Raw genomic sequence first — 23,424 nt, 5'->3', positions numbered from 1 at the left:
TTGTATACCAGGAGACTATGGTGAAGGATGTGTTTTATTCCAAAAATAAGCTCAATAAAGCAGGGCAATTGGCGCGAACCTTTATTCAATCCAAGCTGACTCTGTTACTGATTGTTGGTATTCTGTTGTTTGGCGTACTTGCCCTAGAACGCACCCCGCGAAGCTATAATCCTGAAATTATTGTTCCAGCAGTAACTATTTCTGTGAGTCGCCCTGGTAGTGATAGCCAAGAAATGCTACATCAAATTGTTCGCCCACTAGAAGGGTTGATGGCCTCTATTTCAGGCGTTGAGCATACTTACGGGATGGCCATTGATGATAGTGCTATGGTTACGGTTCGCTTTAAAGTGAATGAAAATGAAGAGGCGAGCTTGGTTAAGGTCTATAACCAAATCAACAGCAACATGGATAAAATGCCCCCGGGTACTTTAATGCCTTTAATCCGCTCTATCAGTTTGTACGATGTTCCACTAGTGACACTGACATTACATGCTAAAGGCGCAAATCCAGTTGACTTACGCACGCTTGCCGATAAAGTCTTGGAGGAATTGCGCACCGTACCCCAAGTTGGGAAAAGTTGGGTAATGGGTGCATCACCTCAGGCTATTCGTGTCTGGCTGAACCCAAAGCACATGGCAGAGCACGCCATTTCAATTGCCAACATTCAACAAGCCTTCTCTGTTAATAACATCAGTCTTGACGCAGGAACATTAGAGCATGAATTAAGTGAAACATCTCTTCGCATCGAGGGCTCACTCATTTCCAATCAAGACTTAGCCAACATTATTATTGGAACTGATGGGGCCAAACCTATTTTATTAAAAGATATTGCGACTATTGAAAAGGGGCCTCAAGATGAAACTATTGCGTCCTATTTTGCCTATGGAGCACACGGCCCATTGAAGAATGCAGATATAGAACCTGCAGTAACCATTGCTCTTGCACGTCAAAAAGGAAGCAATGGTGTTGATGTAGCAAAAGCACTTTTGAATAAACTTGAGCAATTACAAAACAGTCAGCTCATTCCAAAAAATATAGATGTCTCAATCACTCGCAATTATGGAGATGAAGCTAATGATGCAGTGAATACTTTGGTCGAGCACTTAGGGATTGCGATTCTAAGTGTCGTGGTATTGCTGATGGTGTTTTTAGGATGGCGCGAAGCATCAGTGGTTGTTTTTTCTATTCCCTTAATTTTGTGCCTAGTACTTGGTATTGGCTGGCTATCAGGCCAGACTATCAATCGAATTACTTTGTTTGCGCTCATTCTTTCATTAGGCCTCTTAGTAGACGATAGCATTGTGGTGATTGAAAACATTCACCGCCATATTATTAAGGGAGTGCAAAAAAACTTTACCCGTTTAGTTATTTATGCAGCCAATGAAATTGGTAAGCCAACGATTATTGCTACCTTTACAGTGATGCTGGCGCTACTGCCTATGGATTTTGTAGGTGGAATGATGGGGCCGTTTATGGCGCCTATACCTTTTAATGCGCCATTGGCAATGATTGTATCCCTCTTTATTGCCTATAGCGTGGTTCCTTATCTTGCTTATCGTTGGTTAAGAACTAAAGCTAAAAAACAAATGAATGAGCATCATCAAAGCCATAGCACCTGGTTGCAGCGAGCGTACCTTGTATTATTCAAAGGATTACTTTACTCATCGAAAAAACGACATCTCTTTTATTTGATTATTGTACTATTGCTCTTCGCGGTATTACTCCAACCTGCCTGGCAATTTATTCGCCCTGCAGGCCCTAATGGCCCATTAAGCCCGTTAGGAGTTGAAATTAAAATGCTACCCGATGACAACGTGAATACCTTTTTAGTGTCCGTTGATGCAGGCGCTAACGCAACGTTAACGAAAACAAACGAGTTACTTCGCGAACTTAGTGCAACCATCCAAAAAAATCCTTACGTCACAGACTTGGAGCTGTACTTAGGAGAATCAGCCCCAGAAGATTTTGCCGCTCTGGTGCGTGGAGATAATCTATTAAGAGGCAGTCAATACGGGCAAATACGCGTGAATTTGGTGAACAAACATCATCGAGCTATTGGCTCACACCAAATTGCAACACAGGTTTACCAGGGACTTGTGCATTTGCAAAAACAACATCCCCAAAGCCATATCAAGCTTTTTGAAAGCCCTCCTGGGCCGCCTGTTCGCTCACAAATGGAGGCAGGTCTCTACGGGCCTAATTACAATGAATTGAGGTCTGTCGCTAATAAGATAACCTCTGAAGTGTATCCCAAAATATACGGCATGATAAATATTGATAACTCAGTGACTCAAGACACCAATCAATACCGCATTGAAATCAATCATAATGCAGTCATGCTGGCAGGCTTAGCCCCAAAAACGGTAGCGCAGGAGGTAAGCGCTTTGTTCAAGGGTATTTCCATCGGAAATGCACATGAACCCAATGCCAGACAGCCCGAGCACATCATCTTACGTCTTCCGCAAAAGGCACGTGAAGTTGCTCAAGTACTTAATCAGCTGTGTTTAAAAAATCAGCAACAACAACTAATCCCTCTGGCAAAAATTGCAACCTTACATGAAGATAAAGAGGAAAAACCCATCTTCACTAAAGATCAAACACCCGTTGTTTATGTAACCGGTGAAGTGTTGGGCACGAGCCCTGCTTATGCGGTCACTTCTGCAACAAATATGCTCAAGAAGGGGTCGTGTGGAATAACCACCAAAAGTGTTAATTCTGAATTAAATCGTCTTCCAAAAATGTTGTTTTAGATGTTTTTCAAATGCATTCACCATTGCTGTTATGTCAATTTCACCGTTGCTCTTTTTAAAATTGTACTTGCCAGTAAAGGCAATATGTGCCCATGCTATCGGTGAAATCCGGGCAAAGTTATCAATAATCTCCTGACTTACACCCTCGGCGAGCATTTGCTCATAAACAATGTTCAAAATAATACTGTTATAGGCAATGATGCAATTCGCAACCAGTCTTACAGCATGAGCACTGACACGATTGTGGACGATTTTCTTTCCTTTAAAAACACCGCGATATATTTTTCTAATGAGGCCTTGCAGTTGATGGTATGCTTCAGTGCGATTTCGTGCTGTGCGTATGGCTTTCCTGAGTGCCACGTTATCAATCAAATTGAGAACATGAATGCTTTTCAAAAGCTTGTTATATTCAAATAGTGCTTTTTTCAACCCTGAATAACGTGCAGAAGAATTAATTTTTTTGACGATTGTGCTTTGTGTATTCTCTTGCAATAACAAAGACAGGAGTATACGCAAGATTCCGCGTTTTTGTGATCGAATTAATGATGCATTAACAACACCACTCGGACAAATCATGCCCTTATTTTCGGCAACCGATTTAACGGAAAGCAGGTTTTGAGCTGCTTCTCTGATGTCCTTTATGCTTGGTACATATTCAACATCTATGGAGTCCAATATGACAAAATTCAATTGATTCAGCGAATGATTATCCCCTGTTACCATATCAATATTGATGTCTGTTTTATTGCCATTGATAAGATCATAGAGTGAATGGCCTTCATATTCATTCAATCCAATGTTCTTGGCATTGACTGCGATAAAGTTTGCGATCAATGTATATACAGAAATTCCGGGTGCCTTCCCAAGGTATTTTTTTGAATACCGCGATTGAATGGTACTTTCACTGGTTGGCATCTTCTGCCCGTCACCATCCCCTAATGTTTTATTGTCGATTAGATCCCACAACTTGAAAATAGGCAACCCATGCACAAGATTACCTGCATTGTCATTTGACGCACACATTGTATCGACACGAATGTAATCCTGATGCGTTGAGCGTAAAAGGTTGAAATTCATATCCGACATTTCAGCCATTTTTTCAGTACTAATACCAAAGGCATCGGCTAGAATACAAGCATTTATCGCAGTTTTAGGTGGCTTTGTTTTTACATTGTACCGTGATTTCATATGGGTAAACACATCCCACATGTTGGTACGATCCCCCATGTGCATCATGATATCCGGAATTTCTACCTGGGGTAATGTTTTAAAAAAGCTATCTTCCAGTTTTTCAACACCCTCATACCCAAGGCTCCAATCTTGTTCACCTGATTTCGTTTCTTTAATTTTGAAGGACTGATTTTCGCCACGATTAATTCGACTGGTTGTTCTCTCCCATGCACGATCTAATTCATTCAGAACTTCATCTAAACGTTCATCGCAATAAACAGGTATTTTTTTATAGCCAAATTCATTGGCAATTTTTTCAGCATCATCAACCACTGATTCAGCCACCAAATCATGATCAACATCACAATAGGTCACGCTATCGTTACAACAGAGCAAATTTTTATCTAAACGGTGATACATTTTTTGATATACAAAAAACTCAAACAAATGCGGATCGATTTGTTCATCATTCGCGGTTTTCTTCAAATAAGGCAAGGCGGTTTCTGAAATCCTGTCTTTCAGCTCTTGAGGTAATTTAAAGGATGCCGGGCCTTTTTTCCGGCGACCATAATGATTTTTCATGTGCTTGATAAATGCCATGACATCGGCATCTGCTTTATAGTATTCAAATGAAACATGAAGTAATACCGGTCGCAAATAAAGCGCAAATAAACGAGACTGCTCCAGGTAAAAATCTCGCTTCGCGGATTTTGCATCAAACCTGCTTCCCATTAAATAGTCTGCAATGATCGGAAATTGCTTTTCGGGCAGAATGTTATAAGCCTCCCGATTTAATTCTTCATGCCCCATGCCATATTTACGGTTGGGGAACCACTTCATAAATTTTGCCAACTTTGGAACATCAACAGCCAAATTGGTATTGTATTCCGCACGTGCTTTTTCAGCATATTTTTTAGCATCTGATATGATGCCTCTAATATGAAACATAAAGCTAGTGATCAAATTATCCATGATTTGCTGATAGCGATGGTAAATAAAACACAATACCTGTAAATACTGTTGTATTTTATTGACTCGACGTAATCTGGATGCGGCATACTGCTCTGCTAAATCGGAATAATAGCGAATCGCATTTTTGGATATTTGTAACGAGGGTAAAAACTCTTTTGCAAATGCATATAAATCGAGGAGCTCGATTGCCTTGGCTACTTCTTCCTTGATAGGATTATATTTAAAGCTCTTCTGATCTGCACGAATGACATTGAATTTTGTGCTTCCTTCTTCGCGCTTGATCAGATTTGACAGTTTTTCCTGTTGTTCCTGTGGGATTAGCTGAATCAGCTTGCCAATTCGTTCACTTTCTCTGGAAAATGCTCGTGTAAACAGATCTTGTAAAGTACGGTAAGACGGGAGCAGTATTTTCTGATTTTCAAAATATACCAACAACTGCCTAAATGTATCATTGCCTTTTGGGTAATAACGTAATAATTCGCAGAGATGAGATTCAACCAAGGCACTTTGTTTTAGCGACCAGTCTTGATAATCAAATAAGTTTAGAATGTCTTGTTTTTGTTGGTTAATGGTTTGACGTGTGATGCTGCTTGGTAACTTGGCTTTTGCATTTTTATAATATTTTACAATGAGATAGGCCACGTCATCACGTACTTCATCGAAAGTGAATTCAAAAAATTTCTGCTTGGCTTTAAAGTAAGCAAGCTGCAACCTAAAGGCAATTTGGGTCTTTGTTGCTGAATATTGACGCAACGCAATCATCTCTTGTGGATTCATTGCAAAATAAAGTTCACGTTCACCAGAATTAAAATTAGGACGGGCATAAAAATCTTCAATTTCTGGCTCGGTAAGTAACTGCAACCGATTTTTCTTTGTCATAGGGTGGTTCAAAAAAACGGAGGTTTTGCTGGACTACTAATCTCAGCAATTAAAGATGGGATTGTACGCTCATTTTTGGTAAGATAAAGTGGTTCAGTAAATCTTGGTTCAATATATTGTTTTTTAATTAGTAAAATGGACTACTCTGCATGAAAATAGGATATGCGCGCGTTTCAACAAAAGAGCAATCTTTATCCATGCAAGTTGACGCATTAAAAAAAGCCGGTTGTGATCAAATCCATGAGGAAATTGCAAGTGGTGCAAAAGCTGCCAGACCTGTTCTTGATGAAATTATGCGAAACATTCGTGAAGATGATACGTTGGTCATTTGGAAATTGGATAGGCTAGGTAGAAACTTGGCTCATCTCATCCACTTGACCAATAAATTGATTGAGAAGAAGGTCGGCTTAATTAGTTTAAATGATCCTATTGATACTTCAACTGCTCAAGGGCGGATGGTTTTTGGTATTTTTGCAACATTGGCAGAATTTGAACGTGAATTAATCCGAGAGCGAACTCAAGCGGGGTTAAAATCAGCTCGAGCTCGAGGAAGAAAAGGAGGAAGACCTAAGGGCATGTCAAAATCAGCAATGGAAAAAGCGGCTATTGCTGAAGCTCTTTATAAAAATGGAACCATCCCTGTTAAAAAAATTGCTGAACAGTTGGATATTTCTAAAACTACGTTGTATCTGTACTTACGTTCTCGAAATGTTTCTATTGGAGAAAAAAGTTGATACTTCAATTAGAAAATAAATATCTCATCATGAGCTGGTTATACAGGAAATACAGCTAATGATAGTATTCTCCAAGAGGTACTAATGTACGATCGATTATATCATTGGTTTTTTACTTTATCACAATATAGTAAAGCTCTTTACGCTTCGTTCTATTCTTCTGTTTTATATTCCGATGTGGTGAAGCGTTGGCAGGGATTGAGTATGGGGTATCTTTTATTCCTCATTATTTTGGGAGCTATTCCTTTATCTGGACGGGTAATCGTAGAATTTAATCATTTTTTTAAGGAGGAGATTTTATTCCCCATACAGTCACTCCCTCTACTGCCCATGCATAATGGCGAGATCACTTACAATCAACCTATGCCTTATTTAATAAAAAATAACAAGGGAGAGGTGGTTTCAATAATCGATACGACAGGAACAGTGTCTGACATGAATCAGGCATACCCTCAACTCACAGTTTTAATTACCAAAAATAAAATGATTTTAAGACCGCCCAGTTATAAACAGTTTTTAGGTTTGGCTAAAAACAACATTGGCAACCCCATTTATATACGTACTTTTGACAAAGGGCTTAATGGAATGCTCTCTGGCGAAGAGTGGATTCATTCCACTGGGATTTCCAGATTAAATACGTTGATGCAAATCCTTATCTTTCCCTGCATAATTTTATTTTATTTTGGTTTTTTTGGGGTTATGTTACTTTTACTGTCTGCACTGGTGCAGTTGTTTTCTGATATTTTTTTCAGCTTTAAACTCCCATTTAAAGCCGCTTGTCGTCTATTAGCTGTAGCTGCAACACCTACCTTGGTTTTATTCTTTTTTATACGATGCGGTAATTTCGCTGTTCCTGGAATGAGTTTGGTTTATGGAGTACTCCTTCTCAGTTATACTTCCTATGGGCTGTATTCAGCCAAACGGTTTAGTGTTTGATTTTATATATTCTAACTGGACATAGCCCCCAACTCATTAATTCTACGCCCTGATAAATAAGCTCAAATTGTTCATGATGTATTATTCGAGTGGCCACAATAATTCGACTTCCTGATTTTAGACAAGCCATCTTTGAAATTAATTCATTCCAGGTCGCATCAGTAAGACAAGTGGCTGCCACATAAATAATACTGGCATCCCCAAAATCGTAATGTAAAAAACTGTCATTGATAAATTGAATGCGCTCCATTTGAGGTAGATATTCTTTCTCAACATCAAGTTGTTGAAATCGTTGAATTGCCTTTTTAAGCAAGGTATTCGATTGCTCATACAGAGGTGGCAACAACTCAATACCAATAGATTTGTTAACATTAAAAAATAACATAGTGCTCAATACTGCTTTTCCCGAGCCCGAACCCAAGTCATAAAAAATATCCTGAGTGGAAGGGGTGGCTCGTTCAAGAATGGTATAAAACGACAAAAAATCGATTTCTCCATAAATAAATTCCTTATCTTGAATCAAATGCAATAATCGATACCTTATCGAAGAGGATTTTGCATGTGCGTTTTTGTAAAGTGCCTCCAAAACCTCAATCCTTTTTTCTATGCTTGACCAATCTGTCTTCTGACTTAGCTGTTTTTTTAGCTCTTTTTTCTTGAAATGGGGAACAAGTATGTTGGTTAGTAGAAGTTTTAAGATAACTAATAAAAAAGGTATGGTGATAATAAAGTAGAACATTAGGTGTCACAATGTTTTAGGAAGATATTATAGTATTACAGGTTCTTCCGTAAAAATAATGTAAAAATTCCAGCAAAAAGAATAAACTGAACTAATTTCACATATAATTTCTCTATTATTACAGATTTGCAATTGGTTTTTTCATGAAAAAAGACAAAGGAAAACATCGGCCCATCTTTTCAACTACAGCAGAAGAACCAAAAATCTCTTCAGCTACACTCACATTACAACTATTAACCAAAGCAAAAGAAAAAAATAAAGAGGCAGAAAAAAAAGAGTCTGCTGATGAAGCAGCAAAAGTACGTTGCAAGGTTTGTTTTAAAGAAATCGCACCTAAGCGTCTTTGTTCTGGACATGGAGGTAGTGGCGGCGGTGGAGGTGATAGCGCCTCATCTGATAAGACATCTGAGGAAAAGGCAAGCCAAAGTGAAGATAGGTCTCTAACGCAACCACGTACCGGAATTGAGACTACGGATGGATTGATAGGTGAGTTTGGTTCACAAGAACTTGATTTAGAATCTAGTTTTGACCCAGAAATAATTGCTGAGTTGATTGCTAAAGGACTATTGCTGATTGACAGTGATCGTGAATCAAAGACCCTTATGATTAAATTGCTTTGTGAACTCAATGAATTAACTGAAGAACAAAGGGAAGAATTAAAAAAATTCATGGAAGCGATTATAAAAGAATTCAATGAGTTTAAAAAAGAAAATAATCTTTCCGATGATTGTTTACAACTCATTCAAAATGAAGAAGGAAACATACTCTCTCTTCATATTACCATGCCCACATTAGCCTTATACGATGCATTTATACAACGGTTATCAAATAATTTAGTACCCATACCCACTCCGAAAGCACAAGAAAAAGATGAAGTAACTAAAGAGCGAACTCTTGCTCCAAATCCACTTTCGATGGAACCCAAACCTTTTAAACAAGAAAAAATTGAGTCTAATAAGGATATAGAACCTAAAAAGACGGAAGAGGGGGAACAAGAACAGGCAATATTTAACCCCTCTCCTTTCAATATGAAACCATGGTAAAGCTCTTGATGTTGATTATTAAGATAAATTGATCGATTTTAAATCACAAAGAAACCTATACCAACACTTTTATAGTGTTGAAACACGTTCAGGGGATATTTTACTTTTTTCCAATTTCTCTAAAAATTCGTTAGCGAGTGTGGCAGGATTTCCTTTTGCAGTATTAATAACAGCATCAAAATCGATGCCTTTGGAAATATTAAGCGAAGCACGTTCTTGGTTTTCAAAAAAACCAAACCGATTAGCTAGCTTACTATACTCCTCAATAGTTTTTTTAGAGCCTATGCGTGGTAAATCATCGGAGGATAATTCCAGAGAATCATCGTTAATCTGCAGTTTGACCACACGATCTGAGGTGGTTACTATCTGTACTTCTTCGTGGTAACTTTGTTGTAGCGCATCAATGTCAACAGGGTTTTCTAAAAATAAGGAGTCACCATTTTTGTCTGTATTGGCATGTTTATTGACCATATAAAACAATTCATTTCTTGAGAGAACATGCTCAGAAGAATCATCAAATAATTTATCTGCCGTGACTAGCGTTGCTAACTGATGAAATGGAAATAATCCTTCCCGTTTATCCATAGGATTATCGATGTCCGCTTTACGATTTCTCTCCTGAATACGCTCACTTAATTTCTGCACTGGGCAATAAGCAAAAACTATAGAAGTGGTTAATGTTTCGCTTGGGTTTTCTTCACGATATTGCTGGGCACGCTTTTTAAAATATTCTAAACATTCTTTGGCGCTTTCATCTGGATTTGGCACAAGATCAATAACAATAGATTGCCCAGAATTGCTCTTATCGAACACCTCATCATAAAGCATCACCGTAGGATCATCGATTTTGGTAACAAAACGTAACTCTTTAGCCAGTTTAGATATTTCGCTTTCTATAAATCCCGCCTTTTTTAGGACGTCTTCGAGGTTAGGAAGCAAGGGATTAGGGAATCCATGGGCTGTAATTAAATGACTGCCTTTGGATATAGTAAGTACCCCTCTACTGCATAATGTTACAAGTTCATCTTCAGTCATTAGTGTTTGAATGTTTTGTATAACACCCGATGCATTAAGTTTCTCAAGCATGAATAATTTGAGATTACTCGGACTCATATTAACAATTTTATCCACCATTTCATCAATGCTCGAAGATTTCCACTCATGTGTTTTAACCAATTCTCTACACAATGATGATTTTCCTGCGGTTGATGACCCTAATAACAAAACAACATGCATGGTAAACCTCTTAAATAGGGGACAATGGATACAGAGTTAAACTCATATTAATCTGCCCAGAGATTATATAAAAAAGATGTTTGATTTTTTTCTAATTCAACTTATTTTGCAAATAATTTACATTGAATGAAATTTTCTAAATGGCTTTTGATAAGATTATCTTTTGATTATGCAAGCTAAGGGTTAAACTTCCATCTTTGTAAATTACAGATTGGTAGCCGGTTTAATTCAGAATTAACACTTTTGGTGGTTATTCCACAGTACCCCAAGAAGCCCCCTTTTTCAATGGGGGTTGAAAATTTAGGATTTCATGAATCACAGCCTAATCGCTTTGCTAAAAGTCAACTCTTTTGGCTTGGTGAAATGCGCCTGACGTTGGATGTTTTTCGTGATTTAGGCTCAGCCTTTATTGTGGCTATAGTCTTGATTTATATTTTACTAACAGCTTTTTACCAGTCGTTTTTTATTCCCCTAATTATTATGGGGGCTATACCGCTAACTGTCATTGGCGTTTTTCCTGGCCATTGGTTAATGAACCAACCGTTCACTGCCACGTCCATGATAGGGGTAATTGCTTTAGCCGGAATTGTTGTTCGAAATTCGCTATTACTCATCGATTTTATTTTAGAACATCAACATCGAGGTTCCTCTATCGTAGAAGCCGTTATTGAGTCAGGCGTGGAGCGAATTCTACCGATTGTCTTAACAGCACTTGCTATTATTCTGGGCTCCGCTGTGATGTTATCCGATCCTGTCTTTGGCGGCCTTGCTATTTCTTTGATATTTGGTTCATTTGCTTCAACAGTACTTACCTTGTTTTTAATTCCATTGATCTATTTAAGTTGGTGGAAGCGTAACCATTAATTAGTATTAGGAGAATAGATGATGACTATTGAACGTATTATTCGAATTGTCGCTGGTGCCTTTGTTTTGATATCACTCGCTCTAGGCGTGTCGACCAGCCCAGTATTTATCAACGTTAATTTTTTATGGTTTACGGTATTTGTAGGAGCTAATCTTTTGCAAAGTGGATTTACAGGATTTTGTCCTCTTGAAATGATTTTAAAGAAGTTTATTGGGTAAGAGCTAGTATTCGGATATAAAAAATTAACGAAGTAAAATAAATAGGAACTAGTGTTACGAGTAATTTAACCCATAATGCCACCAGCGACATCGACAATTAAAAAGCCTCCCGTGAGCAAAAGAGCGAACCAAAGTAACTGCTCTTTTGAGTATTTTTTTAATCATGAGGTACATCCTTACTCATTATTGCTCCTCATCACCACCAGCTAATTTAATTTAAATGAAACACCATGTAAGAAAATTGCGGCAAGAATAAGAAAAGTAATTAAAGCGGTGTAAAAATGAATGGTTTTCTTAGTTTTTCTGAACCAGAAGATAAGACCAATCAATACAATAATTGCAATACCTAAAGAACCTAAAAACCATCCATTAGTAAACATTATGTTTTCCTATTTAGTCGTTCTTAGGTTGGTGGTTATGACCTCCATCACCACCAAATCCTCCCTCATAGCCAACCTCAGGATGAGCTGGAGCAGGTGTTGTTTTAGGAGTGCAGGCAGTTAAGCCCAGACCCAATAAACCGATCAATACAATTATTTTAAATCCATTAATATTCATTATTTCTCCTTAACAGCCAATCAAAATAACATGAAACTACTTACATCGTAATATACTCAATAACATAAGATAAATGCATCTTATCTTCTCCAATTTTACGTTTACACGCCACCTTTAAAAAAATTCATTTTTTAATATTCTTTACAAAATCAAGCAACTGTACTGCATCCTTCTTGGATATAGGTTTTTTAAAATAAGTAGCGCTATCGTGCAGGTTTTCCTGATTAGGGTTGGAAGTTAAAATGATCATAGGCGTATGGTTGTTTAATACTGAATTTTTTTGTATCTGGTCAATCAGCTCATGGCAATTTAAATTTTTATCCACTAAAATAAAATCATAAACTCTCATGAAAGCCAACTCTCTTGCCGAGTCATCATCTCCTGCCATATCCACCAAATGCTTCAACTCTAATAAATGCATACGAATGAGAATACGAATTCCTAATGAGGATTCCACCACTAAAAAACGCAATGGATGAGCGCTGCATTGTTCATTTTCAACCCAATCATTCATCATGCAACCTCTTTCGTGACAAACCCGCAAAGACTCTCATTATCCATTCATTTCCTGATATTCAGAATGCCCTTTATGGGAATTAAGTAAGCGCAGACCATTCGCAACAACAATTAGACTCGCACCCATATCAGCAAATACCGCCATCCATAGCGTTGCGAATCCTCCCAAGGCCAGAATAAAAAACACCCCTTTGATGGCAAGGGACAAAGTAATATTTTGGCGAAGAATACGCGCCGTTTTTCGGCTTAAATCAATGTATAAAGGCAGCATGGCTAAATTATCATTCATTAATGCAACATCTGCCGTTTCTAAAGCGGTATCAGTACCTTTCCCCATTGCAAAACTAATCGTAGCCTTAGCCAAGGCTGGAGCGTCATTGATTCCATCCCCCACCATTCCTACCGTTTTATACTGTTCCAAAAGGTGATTAATTGCTTGTAATTTTTCAGTAGGCAAGACATTCGCCTGCACTTCATCAATCCCCACCACTTTGGCAATGGCTTTAGCTGTTAAGGCATTATCACCCGTTAACATCGCTGTTTTAAGTCCTTGTTGATGCAAGGTGTCAATTGCCCATTTGCTTGTAGAGCGCAAAGTATCAGCCACCGCAAAAACCGCCAAAACTACCGCTGAATTACTCAAAATGACTGTTGTTTTTCCTTCCTCTTCCAAACGCTTAAGTTCCTGCTCTACAGCAAGAGAGCACACCTTATTATCTTCTGCCAGTTGATGATTTCCAACGTAATACAGTTCTTGACTAATAATGCCTTGCACCCCGCGGCCAGGAAGTGCTGAAAATTGCTCTACCTCAAATAAAGACCCATTAGGTTGGCTTTGCTTCCAATACTCAACCAAAGCATGAGCCACTGGATGTTCCGAATGACTATCAAGGCTTGCAGCCAGCACTAACAAGTATTCTTTTGGTTGGATTTTATCGTAAACGATAAAATCAGTCACCACAGGCTTCCCCTCAGTTAAGGTGCCTGTTTTATCCAGGGCAATTAATTTGAGCTGGTGCCCCAGTTCTAAATAGCTGCCGCCTTTGATAAGAAGACCATGTTGTGCTGCTGAAGCCAATCCGCTGACTACCGTTACCGGTGTAGAGATGACCAAAGCACAAGGGCAAGCAATAACCAATAACGTTAAGGCCTTATAAATCCAATCATAAAAAGGATAACCAAACACCAACGGGGGAATAAGTGCAATAACCAGTGCAATCAAGACCATAATTGGGGTGTAGTATTTGGCAAACTCATCGACAAAGCGTTGCGTTGGTGCCCGCTCACTTTGTGCCTGCTCAATGGCTTTACCAATTTTAGCAAGCAACGTATCACCCGAAGCCTTAGTGACTTTAACTTCAAAGGCACCGTGCTCATTTAAGGTTCCGGCAAACACGTCATCACCTACTTGCTTGCTCACCGGCATGGATTCCCCTGTAATCGGGGCTTGATTGACCGTACTTTGTCCCGATATCAACACCCCATCCAGTGGGATGCGCTCACCGGGTTTTACTTTAAATACCGCACCGACCGCTACATCTTCTACAGGCAAAGTCTGCCATTGACCATTATCCATTTTAATCCGAGCCACCTCTGGTGCAATTTGCATGAGACTGCGAATGGCAAGGCGGGCTTTATCTAATGAATAACGTTCGATTCGCTCAGCAAGAGCAAATAAAACGGTGACCATCGCAGCTTCCGGCCAGGCACCTATAATCATAGCCCCGGTGATTGCAATTAACATCAGGCTATTAATATTCATGGCCTTAGTACGAAGCGCGATTAAACCCTTCTTAAAAGTAGAAGGGCCACTTAAGATAATGGCAAGCACCGCAGGCAAAATGACCCAGATTGATTGCTCTTTGGCAATGAAATAAGCAGTTAACTCAGAGCAAAGCGCTAAAAGACCTGCCAAAGCAAGCAATGGCCATGACGAATCAACTTGCTTCTTCTCTTCTTTTGCAGAGGAGGTACTGCCTTGAACCCGAACACTCATGCCTAACGCTTCAATTTGTTTTTGCAACACATCAATAGCTGGAAGACGATGGTGCACGGTCACTTCCTCAGCAATGAAATTAAAATCCATCTGCGCCACTTCAGGAATCACTTTTAATTGCCGCCTGATTAATTGCTCTTCAGCCGGGCAATCAAGGCCTGCAACAAAAAAAGTGGTTAAGGTTAGAGGCTTTGTCATAATGAGCCCCCACATTGGCCGCAAAAATTTGCCCCTGCAGCAATAGTGGCGCCACAACTGCATTGAGTATTCTCAAGACCACTGCCACATTGACTACAAAATCGTGATCCAGGAGCTAGAGAGCTCTTACAGCGCGGGCAACTCAATCCTCTTGGCTCAGGATTGGTTGAGTAATTATTCTGTTGGCTTATTTGGCCATGATGAGAGCGTCGGTATCCGCCATGATGGCCGCCAAGACTTCCAAGCATTCGTTTTAGAAAACTCATGTTAATTCTCCGTCTCTTCAGTAAAGTGTTTGAGCATGTCCTCTAAAATACAACGCACATGCGCATCATAAATAGTGTAATAAATATGCTTTCCCTCTCTATTTGCTAGAAGAAGGCGTGCAGAACGTAACAGACTTAAATGATGGCTCGCCAATGGCACCGAAAGTTGCAGTTGTTCCGCCAGCTCTGAAACTGATTTTGGACCATGCAAACACTCGATAAGAAGCTTTAAACGATTAGGCTCACCCATCAAATGCAAGATATCGCTTAAAGTGATGATTTGGTCTTGAGTTAGCATAGTTTATTAAACAGTTAAATAAGTATTTAACTTTAAGTGTAGCTCATTCACAGCGGTTGTCAAAAACACTATCCGTTGTCCTTTGCTCAAAAGAGCTATAATTAAATGAATCTATTTTTGTATAAGGAAGAAGAATGACGACCCTTCTTTCAAATCACAGTCTTCTGATCATCTTAGGATTTGCTTTTTTTATGGGAATAATTTTAATTATTCTGGCAAAAGGGAGTTCCGGCCATAAAATGAAATTTATAACTCACTTGGGATTTTATCTTTCTCTTGCTGCCGCACTTATCTTTGCTATAGTGCTTTTTATAGATGTCTTTCCACTTATTTTAAAATGACAATCACCAATATGTTACAATTCCATCAAAGGAATCACTCATCCTCGCCTGATTTTTTAATTACTGATTTCTTGTGCCGCTCATGAAACAGGTAATACAAACCGGGTAAGACTAAGAGTGTTAGGAAAGTGGATGAGATAATGCCACCTATAACCACCGTTGCCAAGGGACGTTGTACTTCAGAGCCCGTGCCCGTAGCCAAAGCCATCGGCACAAACCCCAAAGAGGCCACTAAAGCAGTCATGAGTACCGGACGAAGCCTCGCCAGAGAGCCTTGTAATACCGCATCTTTTAAGTACATTTTTTTCTGTTCATGCAGTTTATTAATAAAGGTAATCATGACCAGGCCATTAAGAACTGCCACCCCTGACAACGCAATAAACCCAACACCGGCTGAAATGGACAAGGGAATCCCTCGAAGCCACAGTGCAAATACCCCACCAGTTAACGCCAAAGGAATGCCACTAAACACTAAGAGCGCATCTCGTACTCGACCAAAACTCATAAACAACAATAAGAAAATGCCCAATAGTGTGATAGGAACAACGATTTGTAGCCGTTGAGAGGCTGATTGCAACTGCTCAAACTGACCACCCCAGGTTACCCAGTAGCCACTGGGAATTTTGACACTCTGGTCAATCCGTTGCTTGGCTTCATTCACAAACGAGCTTAAATCCCGATTGCGAACGTTAGCACTGACCACCACACGCCGTTTACCACTTTCCCGACTGATTTGATTGGGGCTTTCACTACGCACCATTTTGGCTACTTCACTCAACGGAATAAAATGTCGTTCGCCATCTTTAGCCTGTGGCAACGGAATAAATACTTGGCGTAGTACATTAGGGTTTGTACGTAACTCTTCAGGCAAGCGCACCACTAAATCAAAACGCTTATCTCCCTCAAAGAGCTCGCCACCTTTTTTGCCGCCTGTGGCAATGACAATGGCATCTTGAACCGTGCCAATTTGTAAGCCGTAGCGTGCCAAAGCATCGCGATTGATTTCAACGGTTAGTAGCGGTAAACCACTGACTTGCTCTACTTTTACATCAGCAGCACCGGGCACTTTTTTTAATTGAGCACTGATGGCTTCAGCTACTTCCAGCAATGTATTCATGTCATCGCCAAATACTTTCACCGCAACATCACTACGAACCCCTGAAATTAATTCATTAAAGCGCATCTGAATGGGCTGAGTAAATTCATAGTTATTCCCCGGAATTTGCTTTACTGCCGCCTCGATTTCTTGTACTAGTTGCTGTTTGCTTTTTTTAGGATTCGGCCAATCCTTCCGAGGCTTTAACATAATAAACGTGTCAGCGACATTGGGCGGCATGGGATCAGTAGCCACTTCCGCAGTCCCTAGTTTTGCAAAAACACGTTTGACTTCTGGAAACTGGCTTACTCGCTCCTCTACTAAATGCTGCATGGTAATGGCTTGTGTTAAACTAGTGCCAGGAATTCGCATCGCGTGCATGGCAATATCGCCTTCATCAAGACTTGGAATAAATTCACCACCCAACCGAAATGCAAGCAAAAGACTTATCCCCACCAAAGCAACCGCAGCTCCTATCACCAACCTTCTGGCATGAAAACAGCGGCGCAAGGCTTTTGCATAAACAAGTGAGAGGTAGTGTACCAACCAATTTTCTTTTTCTTGTACACGCCCACCTAAAAAAATGGCAACGGCTGCTGGAACAAAAGTCAGAGCAAAAAGCATGGAGGCGAGCAGCGCGGTAATAACCGTTTGCGCCATCGGCAAAAACATTTTCCCCTCAACCCCTGTTAACGTTAAAATCGGTAAATAAACCACCGTGATAATAAAGACACCAAAGATACTGGGCCGAATCACCTCTGTTGTGGCATAAGCTATGACTTTCAAGCGCTCTTCTAAATTTAAAACACGATGCAAGGCATGCTGTTGTTCACCCAAATGCTTAATGCAGTTTTCAACAATAATGACCGCACCATCGACAATCAAACCAAAATCAAGAGCGCCTAAGCTCATCAAATTGGCACTGATTTTATTAGATACCATCCCTGTAATGGTCAAGAGCATGGATAAAGGAATCACCATCGCGGTAATCAGTGCTGCGCGAATGTTACCTAAAAACAAAAACAAAATAACACAAACAAGCAATGCCCCTTCGAGCAAGTTTTTCTTCACCGTATTAATGGTAGCGTTCACAAGCAAGGTTCGGTTATAAACCGTGACTGCTTCAATGCCTTCCGGCAATGATTTATTAATAACTTTCATTTGGGCCGCAACTCGTTCAGACACTGTGCGACTGTTCTCGCCCATAAGCATAAATACTGTGCCTAAAACGACTTCTTTACTGTTCTCTGTTGCTGCTCCTGTTCGTAGCTCCTTGCCTAAAGCCACTTCTGCAATATCACGAATTCGAATAGGTGTTCCTTCAAAGCTTGCAATAACAATGTTCTCAATATCAGTGATGTTTTGCACCTGCCCTGGTACGCGAATTAAGTTCTGCTCGCCATTAGTTTCAATATATCCTGCACCCACATTGGCATTATTGCGTTCTAATGCCTCAACCACATTGTTTAAGCTTAACCCATAACGAACCAGTTTCATGGGATCTGGAGTGATGTGAAATTGTTTTTCATAACCCCCAATGGTGTTTACTTCAGCCACTCCCTCTACATTACGCAGTTGCGGCTTGATAATCCAATCTTGAATGGTACGCAGTTCCGTTGGATTGTAACGTTGACTTGCTGGTACATTGGCTTTATTGGTTACCGTGTACATAAAAATCTCACCAAGCCCTGTAGAGATTGGGCCTAAAGTGGTTTCTACTCCTGGTGGGAGCTTGTCTTTTACCTCCTGCAAGCGCTCATTAATTAATTGACGCGCAAAATAAATGTTCGTGCCATCTTTAAAGACCACCGTGACTTGCGATAGTCCATAACGTGATAAAGAACGAGTGTAATCCAGATTAGGCAACCCGCTCATAGCCAGTTCAATAGGGAAAGTAATTCGTTGCTCCACCTCAAAGGGTGAATAGCCTGAGGCTTGAGTATTGATTTGCACTTGCACGTTGGTGATGTCAGGTACCGCATCAATAGGCAAACGTTGAAAATTATACACACCATAAAGAGCAATGATTGTCGTAAATAATAAGACAAACCATCGATGTTTTAGGGAAAAACGAATTATTTTTTCAAGCATTACCAATCCTTAGTGCTCGTGGCTTGCGCCATCCTTTCCTAACTCTGCTTTCATAAAAAAGCTATTATTGCTGACATAGCGCTGGCCTGCATCAAGCCCCGAAACCACTTCGACCCATTCATCATCCCTTTGGCCTAAAATAACAGGCGTTGCCTCAAAATAATCTCCTTGCTGGATAAAAATTACTTCTTTCTCATCCATGCGCTGAATAGCCGACAAAAGTATGGCAACTGGAACCGTTTTTTCTTTAATGGTAATTGCGGCATTAATGTACATCCCAGGCAACCAAACACGAGGCTCATTAGAAAGAACTGCTCGTGCGAGCGTTGTTTGACTGTCTTCAATGCCTAAGGGCGCAATGTAGGAGATGGTGCTGATGGATTTTGGTGTTCCTTCATCTCCAGTTACCACCACACTCATTCCTTGTTTTACTAAAGGCACCTCTTTACGATATAAGGTAAAATCAGCCCACACAGTAGCCAAATTAGCCACTTCATAAATAGGTTTGGTGCTTTGCGCAAGCTCCCCATTGGTTGCGTATTTTTGCACGATGGTTCCGCTCATGGGTGCATTAATTGTATAATTTTGTAAACTTTCGTTACTCTCAATCGTAACTAATACCTCCCCTTTGGTGACTTCATCGCCTAAATTCTTAGTCATTGATTTAATAATGCCTGAATAGCGTGCATAGATGGGAGCTAAGGTGTCTCGATTGGGAGCAATTTTACCTACGACTTTAAGTTGAGTTTTAATTGTTTGGCTTTGTGCCTTAGCCGTTTGAATGTCTGCCGCTTTTAGAATGGCTGGCACCATTTTAATGCGGCCTTCATAAGTCGCATAATGCCAGGTATAGCGTTTATCCTGAAGCTCTAATTGAATGCTCACATCAAAAGAATGAGGCTCTTCAATCACCTCAACGCTTTGTAAAAAATTCTCGACAGGAGTGAACGCAATTGCTTCTTTTTTATCACCAAATCGCTTTAACTGAACGGTCAATTGCGCTTTCCCAGGCGCGATAGGCTCACCATTCTTATACAAATAAGCGCGAAAATGCGGTGGCATGCCCCGTTCAAAAATTAAAAACTCAAGGGCTATATCTTCATCCTTAAACAAACGCCCACCTTGCGGACCCTTTTCCATGGTTTCTTGATGATTTTTTTCTTCATCGCCATGGGATTCTTCATTTGTTGCCCATAACGAAAAGGAACTCAACCCCAATAACAGAATTATAAAGGGCATGCAGGATAGGAATGGCTTTAAAACTCTCATTTACTCTCCTTAGAAGGCGCTAATCCTAAAAGCCCGGTCAGTTGAATTAAGGCTTTATGATAATCAGCATGAGCTTGTTGGTAATGACGCTCTTCTTCATACAACGAATTAAGGGCTGTGGATAATTCAATATACGTATAACGTCCCATTTGGTAGCCATCCTGTGCCAATTTGATTGATTTACGCGCCAAAGGTAATAACGAATTCGTCACCAAGCTCGCCTCATAATGACTTTGTTCGGCTTGTAGAAAAGCCCCATAGACATTTTGACGCACATCAAGGCGTGTACCTTGAAGCTCATGAGCCGTTTGGGTGTATTGTGCCTCAGCGGTTATGATTTTTCCTTGATTTCTATTGTAAACAGGGACTTCTGCAAAGGCTGAAGCCACTGCGGCATTACTGCCATCATCAGAGAAATGACGACCGCCTAATTGAATGTTTAAATCCGGCCACACAGATTTTTTAACTGCAGTAATAGTCGCACGCTTGGCGTGTAATTGCTGTTGAAGCTGTACTAACTGAGGGCTTTGCGGTAATTTTCTAAGTAACACAGCCCAGTTCAATGTCACTCCAGGAAGACCTTTATCCACTAATTGTCCATCAACTCGTAATCCATCACCTAATAGACGCGCCAATTTCGCACGCTGAAATAATGCATCCCTTGCAGCTTTATTTTCTTGAATACGCGCTTCGCCTAAGCGCACCTGGGCCAAACGTAAGTCTAATTCCGCTCCAGCGCCTGCCTTAACTCGACGCTCGATTGCGCTTACGATGTCTTGATTGAGGCGAATAAGTTTTTGGGTGACTTGATGCCATTGACCCGCATAAAGTGCATCCACATAGGCCACACCAACTGCCACATAAAGTATCGCTTTTTGTACTTGAATTTGGGCAAGAGAGGCTAAGTAATCTGAATAGGTTGCTTTTTTCAGATACTGCAACCGATTACCCAAAGGGATGGGCTGGGTCACTGATGCCGTAGTTTCTGCCGCCTCATAACTTGAATAACTCCCCGAGCCGCCAAAGTTTTCTGCGGTTAAAGTCACTTGAGGATTGGGATAAAGCCCACTTTGGATAAAAAAACCGCGCATGGCTTGTGCTTTATCTATTTCGGCCTGTAATTCGGGATTATTGCGATAAGCAATGCCCAGGGCTTGTTTGAATGTCAAAGGGGTGGCCGCGAGTGCCTCACTCGCTACAAGGCTCATTGCACTCCACACAACATAATAAAATAAATAACGCATTCCCTACCCTATCAAATCCTTGTCAAACCTTTCGTTCCAGTGTACCTTGATTTTGGGCCTTGATACACCTTATTGCTAAAAAAACCAGAAAATCATAGCATTAAGTCACTGAAATGATTACCAAACTGGTATACACTGATCTTTATAATCCATTAACTTGTTTATCCTATGCACCTACGATTATTATTTGTTTTTTTAATAATCTTGACTGCCGAACTTAAGGCTCAGTCATTAACTATTGGAATAGTAGCGTATGACCCGCCGTTTTCAATGAATGCCGACAAAAATCATTTCTTTGGATTTGATGTTGAGCTCATAACAGAGCTTTGCAAGCAAATTAAAGCTCAGTGTCAATTGAAACCCATGCTGTTTGACGAGCTGTTTACAGAATTAAAAGCGAGTAAAATTGACTTGGGGATAGCGGCAATTATCATCACCGACGAACGACAGAAAACCTTTCTCTTTAGTCTTCCCTATCTGGCAAGTGCAGCACGTTTTATGACCACAAAAAACGACTCAATTACATCTCTTAAAAAACTCAACAATAGATCAATAGGCATTATCAGAGGCTCTCTCTTCAAACAACTCATTACTCAGAAATTTAAAACCAATAGGGTTAGAGAATATCCTTCAACTAATCAACTCATCACTGCCTTAAATCAACAGGAAGTGGATGCCTTGCTTATGGATGACTTTTCGGCTGATTATTGGATAGCCAATAATAACACCTTGTTTAAAGGATTAGGTAAACCCTTCCCCGTCGGCATCGGTTATGGAATCATGGCCAAAATGGATTCTAAGATGCTAATGAACCAAATCAATCAAGCCTTAAAACATATCGAAAAAAATGGATTTTATTTATCTTTATATCAAAAATATTTTCACACCATACCCATGCATTAAAATATGAATCACTAACGGTTATCTTAATGTCAATTTTTTAATTTAATTCGGTTTAGTGGTGTCCGTGACCATGACCACGCGGGTGATACCCACCAAATACACGTTTAGGCTGTTTATTGTTTTTTGAATCTTCCTTATTAATAGAAGAAGCGCAGGAAGCCAACAAAAACATTAAAGAAATGAGCACTAATACATATGGGGTTACCAAACTAGATTTTTTCATCATTCGCATCCTTGGAATAACTCACTTGCTGTTATTTTTTAATATCATTATTATGGATGAAATAAAAGTAAATTGTACTCCTTTGGTTTTATATTCATTCAATATAAAAAAAACGGAGTTAAATTGATGAAATTTTATTCCCGTCAACACCGCACAGGAGGCGAATATGAAAAAAGAGGTTTTTATTTCAATCTGTGGCGGCCTTATTTTTTCGTTATCCACACAAACAATCCTGGCCGATGAAATTCCCAGTCGCACCTTACCTATGTCTGAAATCTTGAAAATTCTACAGACTCGCGGTTATAGCGTAATAAGAGAAGTTGAATTTGATGATGGTTTATATGAGGTGGAAGCCTTTGATGAAAAAGGGATTCAGCTTATTATTCGAATGAACCCAAATACAGGGGACTTTATCAACACCAATTTAAAAACCAAGAAATACCCCATCTCAATGCTTGAAGCGGCGCAGAGAATTGAGGGCGCTGGCTATCATACTATTTTCAAAATTGAAGCGCACGGCAGTCAGTATGAGGCAAAGGCCCTTGGTACAGAGGATAAAAAAATTAAATTACGCATCGATGCTAATTCTGGCAAAATATATATCCTTGAATAAGAGAACTAGAGTTATTAATTCTGCAACATTTAAAATTTTTCAATAAATAAAACAGCCAACCTATTTAAGTTAAGCTTAAAGAAATTTAAGACTTGACATCCTCTATCCTTATCCCAAGAGCCATCACGAATCAGCTGATGCCTGCAATGCTGCCTGTTTTTTAAATCCAAGGAAGGCTTAGCATGCACAAGATAAATATAATGACGTCATAAGAGATTTTCCAATCTAATATTTTAGATTTTTGCATCAGGGCGCAAGTTCCGGAGCGCT

Annotated in this window: 20 protein-coding genes and 2 pseudogenes; 9 read left to right on the top strand and 13 right to left on the bottom strand. The window is 39.8% G+C overall.

All coding sequences use genetic code 11. The features are described from left to right. The first annotated feature begins 17 nt into the window (after positions 1-17). Positions 18-2,750 carry an efflux RND transporter permease subunit gene (locus tag GH742_RS15090; RefSeq protein WP_239005351.1) on the top strand — a complete coding sequence of 911 codons (2,733 nt, stop codon included), beginning with the start codon at positions 18-20 and terminating at the stop codon, positions 2,748-2,750. On the opposite strand, the gene GH742_RS15085 is transcribed toward GH742_RS15090, so the two are convergent. Then, on the bottom strand, positions 2,721-5,771 hold the full coding sequence (locus GH742_RS15085; protein ID WP_021460606.1) for a Tn3 family transposase: 3,051 nt from the start codon (positions 5,769-5,771) through the stop codon (positions 2,721-2,723). The two genes, GH742_RS15090 and GH742_RS15085, sit on opposite strands and share 30 nt — an antisense overlap. Positions 5,772-5,920: 149 nt before the next feature. Between GH742_RS15085 and GH742_RS15080 the strand changes: the two are divergent. Both GH742_RS15080 and GH742_RS15075 read left to right on the top strand, forming a co-directional pair. After that, positions 5,921-6,493 (top strand): annotated as a pseudogene (locus tag GH742_RS15080) (recombinase family protein); the annotation flags it as partial. Positions 6,494-6,589: 96 nt separating this feature from the next. Continuing rightward, positions 6,590-7,441: a DUF1189 family protein gene (locus GH742_RS15075; protein ID WP_021582660.1), complete on the top strand. Its 852-nt coding sequence runs from the start codon at positions 6,590-6,592 to the stop codon at positions 7,439-7,441. Here the strand turns inward: GH742_RS15075 and GH742_RS15070 are convergent. After that, positions 7,431-8,180 carry a hypothetical protein gene (locus tag GH742_RS15070; RefSeq protein ID WP_021460610.1) on the bottom strand — a complete coding sequence of 250 codons (750 nt, stop codon included), beginning with the start codon at positions 8,178-8,180 and terminating at the stop codon, positions 7,431-7,433. The two genes, GH742_RS15075 and GH742_RS15070, sit on opposite strands and share 11 nt — an antisense overlap. Before the next feature lie 143 nt (positions 8,181-8,323). Between GH742_RS15070 and GH742_RS15065 the strand changes: the two genes are divergently transcribed. Next, complete coding sequence (locus GH742_RS15065) at positions 8,324-9,223, top strand: hypothetical protein (RefSeq protein ID WP_203456982.1); 900 nt, start codon at positions 8,324-8,326, stop codon at positions 9,221-9,223. Positions 9,224-9,292: 69 nt separating this feature from the next. Here GH742_RS15065 and GH742_RS15060 read toward each other — a convergent pair whose 3' ends face one another. Beyond that, complete coding sequence (locus GH742_RS15060; RefSeq protein WP_021460614.1) at positions 9,293-10,459, bottom strand: hypothetical protein; 1,167 nt, start codon at positions 10,457-10,459, stop codon at positions 9,293-9,295. Positions 10,460-10,744: 285 nt separating this feature from the next. Here GH742_RS15060 and GH742_RS15055 point away from each other — a divergent pair. Both GH742_RS15055 and GH742_RS15050 read left to right on the top strand, forming a co-directional pair. Continuing rightward, positions 10,745-11,323, top strand: a pseudogene (locus tag GH742_RS15055) (efflux RND transporter permease subunit); the annotation flags it as partial. Positions 11,324-11,344: 21 nt separating this feature from the next. After that, positions 11,345-11,542, top strand: a complete 198-nt coding sequence (locus tag GH742_RS15050; protein ID WP_032831353.1) for a DUF2892 domain-containing protein — start codon at positions 11,345-11,347, stop codon at positions 11,540-11,542. 206 nt (positions 11,543-11,748) lie between these two features. On the opposite strand, the gene GH742_RS15045 is transcribed toward GH742_RS15050, so the two are convergent. The 6 genes from GH742_RS15045 to GH742_RS15020 all read right to left on the bottom strand — a co-directional run bounded on the left by GH742_RS15045 (position 11,749) and on the right by GH742_RS15020 (position 15,374). After that, positions 11,749-11,922, bottom strand: coding sequence for a hypothetical protein (locus GH742_RS15045; RefSeq protein WP_021460617.1), 174 nt, complete (start codon positions 11,920-11,922; stop codon positions 11,749-11,751). A 13-nt stretch (positions 11,923-11,935) separates the two neighbouring features. Further along, complete coding sequence (locus tag GH742_RS15040) at positions 11,936-12,100, bottom strand: hypothetical protein (RefSeq protein WP_021460618.1); 165 nt, start codon at positions 12,098-12,100, stop codon at positions 11,936-11,938. A gap of 124 nt (positions 12,101-12,224) precedes the next feature. Continuing rightward, positions 12,225-12,617, bottom strand: a complete 393-nt coding sequence (locus GH742_RS15035; protein ID WP_021460619.1) for a response regulator — start codon at positions 12,615-12,617, stop codon at positions 12,225-12,227. Between the two features lie 36 nt (positions 12,618-12,653). Next, a complete protein-coding gene (locus GH742_RS15030; RefSeq protein WP_021460620.1) occupies positions 12,654-14,810 on the bottom strand; it encodes a heavy metal translocating P-type ATPase in 2,157 nt (718 codons plus the stop codon). Then, positions 14,807-15,058 carry a zinc ribbon domain-containing protein gene (locus GH742_RS15025; RefSeq protein ID WP_239005353.1) on the bottom strand — a complete coding sequence of 84 codons (252 nt, stop codon included), beginning with the start codon at positions 15,056-15,058 and terminating at the stop codon, positions 14,807-14,809. Before GH742_RS15025 ends, GH742_RS15030 begins: the two co-directional genes overlap by 4 nt. 19 nt (positions 15,059-15,077) lie before the next feature. Continuing rightward, complete coding sequence (locus tag GH742_RS15020; RefSeq protein ID WP_021460622.1) at positions 15,078-15,374, bottom strand: helix-turn-helix transcriptional regulator; 297 nt, start codon at positions 15,372-15,374, stop codon at positions 15,078-15,080. 134 nt (positions 15,375-15,508) lie between these two features. Between GH742_RS15020 and GH742_RS15015 the strand changes: the two genes are divergently transcribed. Next, positions 15,509-15,715: a hypothetical protein gene (locus tag GH742_RS15015; protein WP_021460623.1), complete on the top strand. Its 207-nt coding sequence runs from the start codon at positions 15,509-15,511 to the stop codon at positions 15,713-15,715. Positions 15,716-15,749: 34 nt separating this feature from the next. Here GH742_RS15015 and GH742_RS15010 read toward each other — a convergent pair whose 3' ends face one another. The 3 genes from GH742_RS15010 to GH742_RS15000 are packed head-to-tail and all read right to left on the bottom strand — an operon-like array spanning position 15,750 to position 21,379. After that, a complete protein-coding gene (locus GH742_RS15010) occupies positions 15,750-18,902 on the bottom strand; it encodes an efflux RND transporter permease subunit (RefSeq protein WP_021582687.1) in 3,153 nt (1,050 codons plus the stop codon). A 9-nt stretch (positions 18,903-18,911) separates the two neighbouring features. Next, a complete protein-coding gene (locus GH742_RS15005) occupies positions 18,912-20,171 on the bottom strand; it encodes an efflux RND transporter periplasmic adaptor subunit (RefSeq protein WP_021460624.1) in 1,260 nt (419 codons plus the stop codon). Continuing rightward, on the bottom strand, positions 20,168-21,379 hold the full coding sequence (locus GH742_RS15000) for a TolC family protein (protein ID WP_370569567.1): 1,212 nt from the start codon (positions 21,377-21,379) through the stop codon (positions 20,168-20,170). Before GH742_RS15000 ends, GH742_RS15005 begins: the two co-directional genes overlap by 4 nt. Positions 21,380-21,619: 240 nt before the next feature. On the opposite strand from GH742_RS15000, the gene GH742_RS14995 reads away from it, so the two are divergent. Beyond that, positions 21,620-22,318 (top strand): transporter substrate-binding domain-containing protein, encoded by a 699-nt coding sequence (locus GH742_RS14995; protein WP_239005350.1) that lies wholly within the window; start codon positions 21,620-21,622, stop codon positions 22,316-22,318. A 52-nt stretch (positions 22,319-22,370) separates the two neighbouring features. Here the strand turns inward: GH742_RS14995 and GH742_RS14990 are convergent, their stop codons facing one another. Next, positions 22,371-22,544, bottom strand: coding sequence for a hypothetical protein (locus GH742_RS14990; RefSeq protein ID WP_154694749.1), 174 nt, complete (start codon positions 22,542-22,544; stop codon positions 22,371-22,373). A gap of 163 nt (positions 22,545-22,707) precedes the next feature. On the opposite strand from GH742_RS14990, the gene GH742_RS14985 reads away from it, so the two are divergent. Then, on the top strand, positions 22,708-23,154 hold the full coding sequence (locus tag GH742_RS14985) for a PepSY domain-containing protein (RefSeq protein WP_021460627.1): 447 nt from the start codon (positions 22,708-22,710) through the stop codon (positions 23,152-23,154). Positions 23,155-23,424: the final 270 nt, after the last annotated feature.

This window comes from Legionella sp. MW5194, assembly GCF_016864235.1.
Classification (GTDB): Bacteria; Pseudomonadota; Gammaproteobacteria; order Legionellales; family Legionellaceae; genus Legionella_C.
Note: the sequence above shows the minus strand (reverse complement) of the source record. Positions and strands in the feature narration are given on the sequence as shown.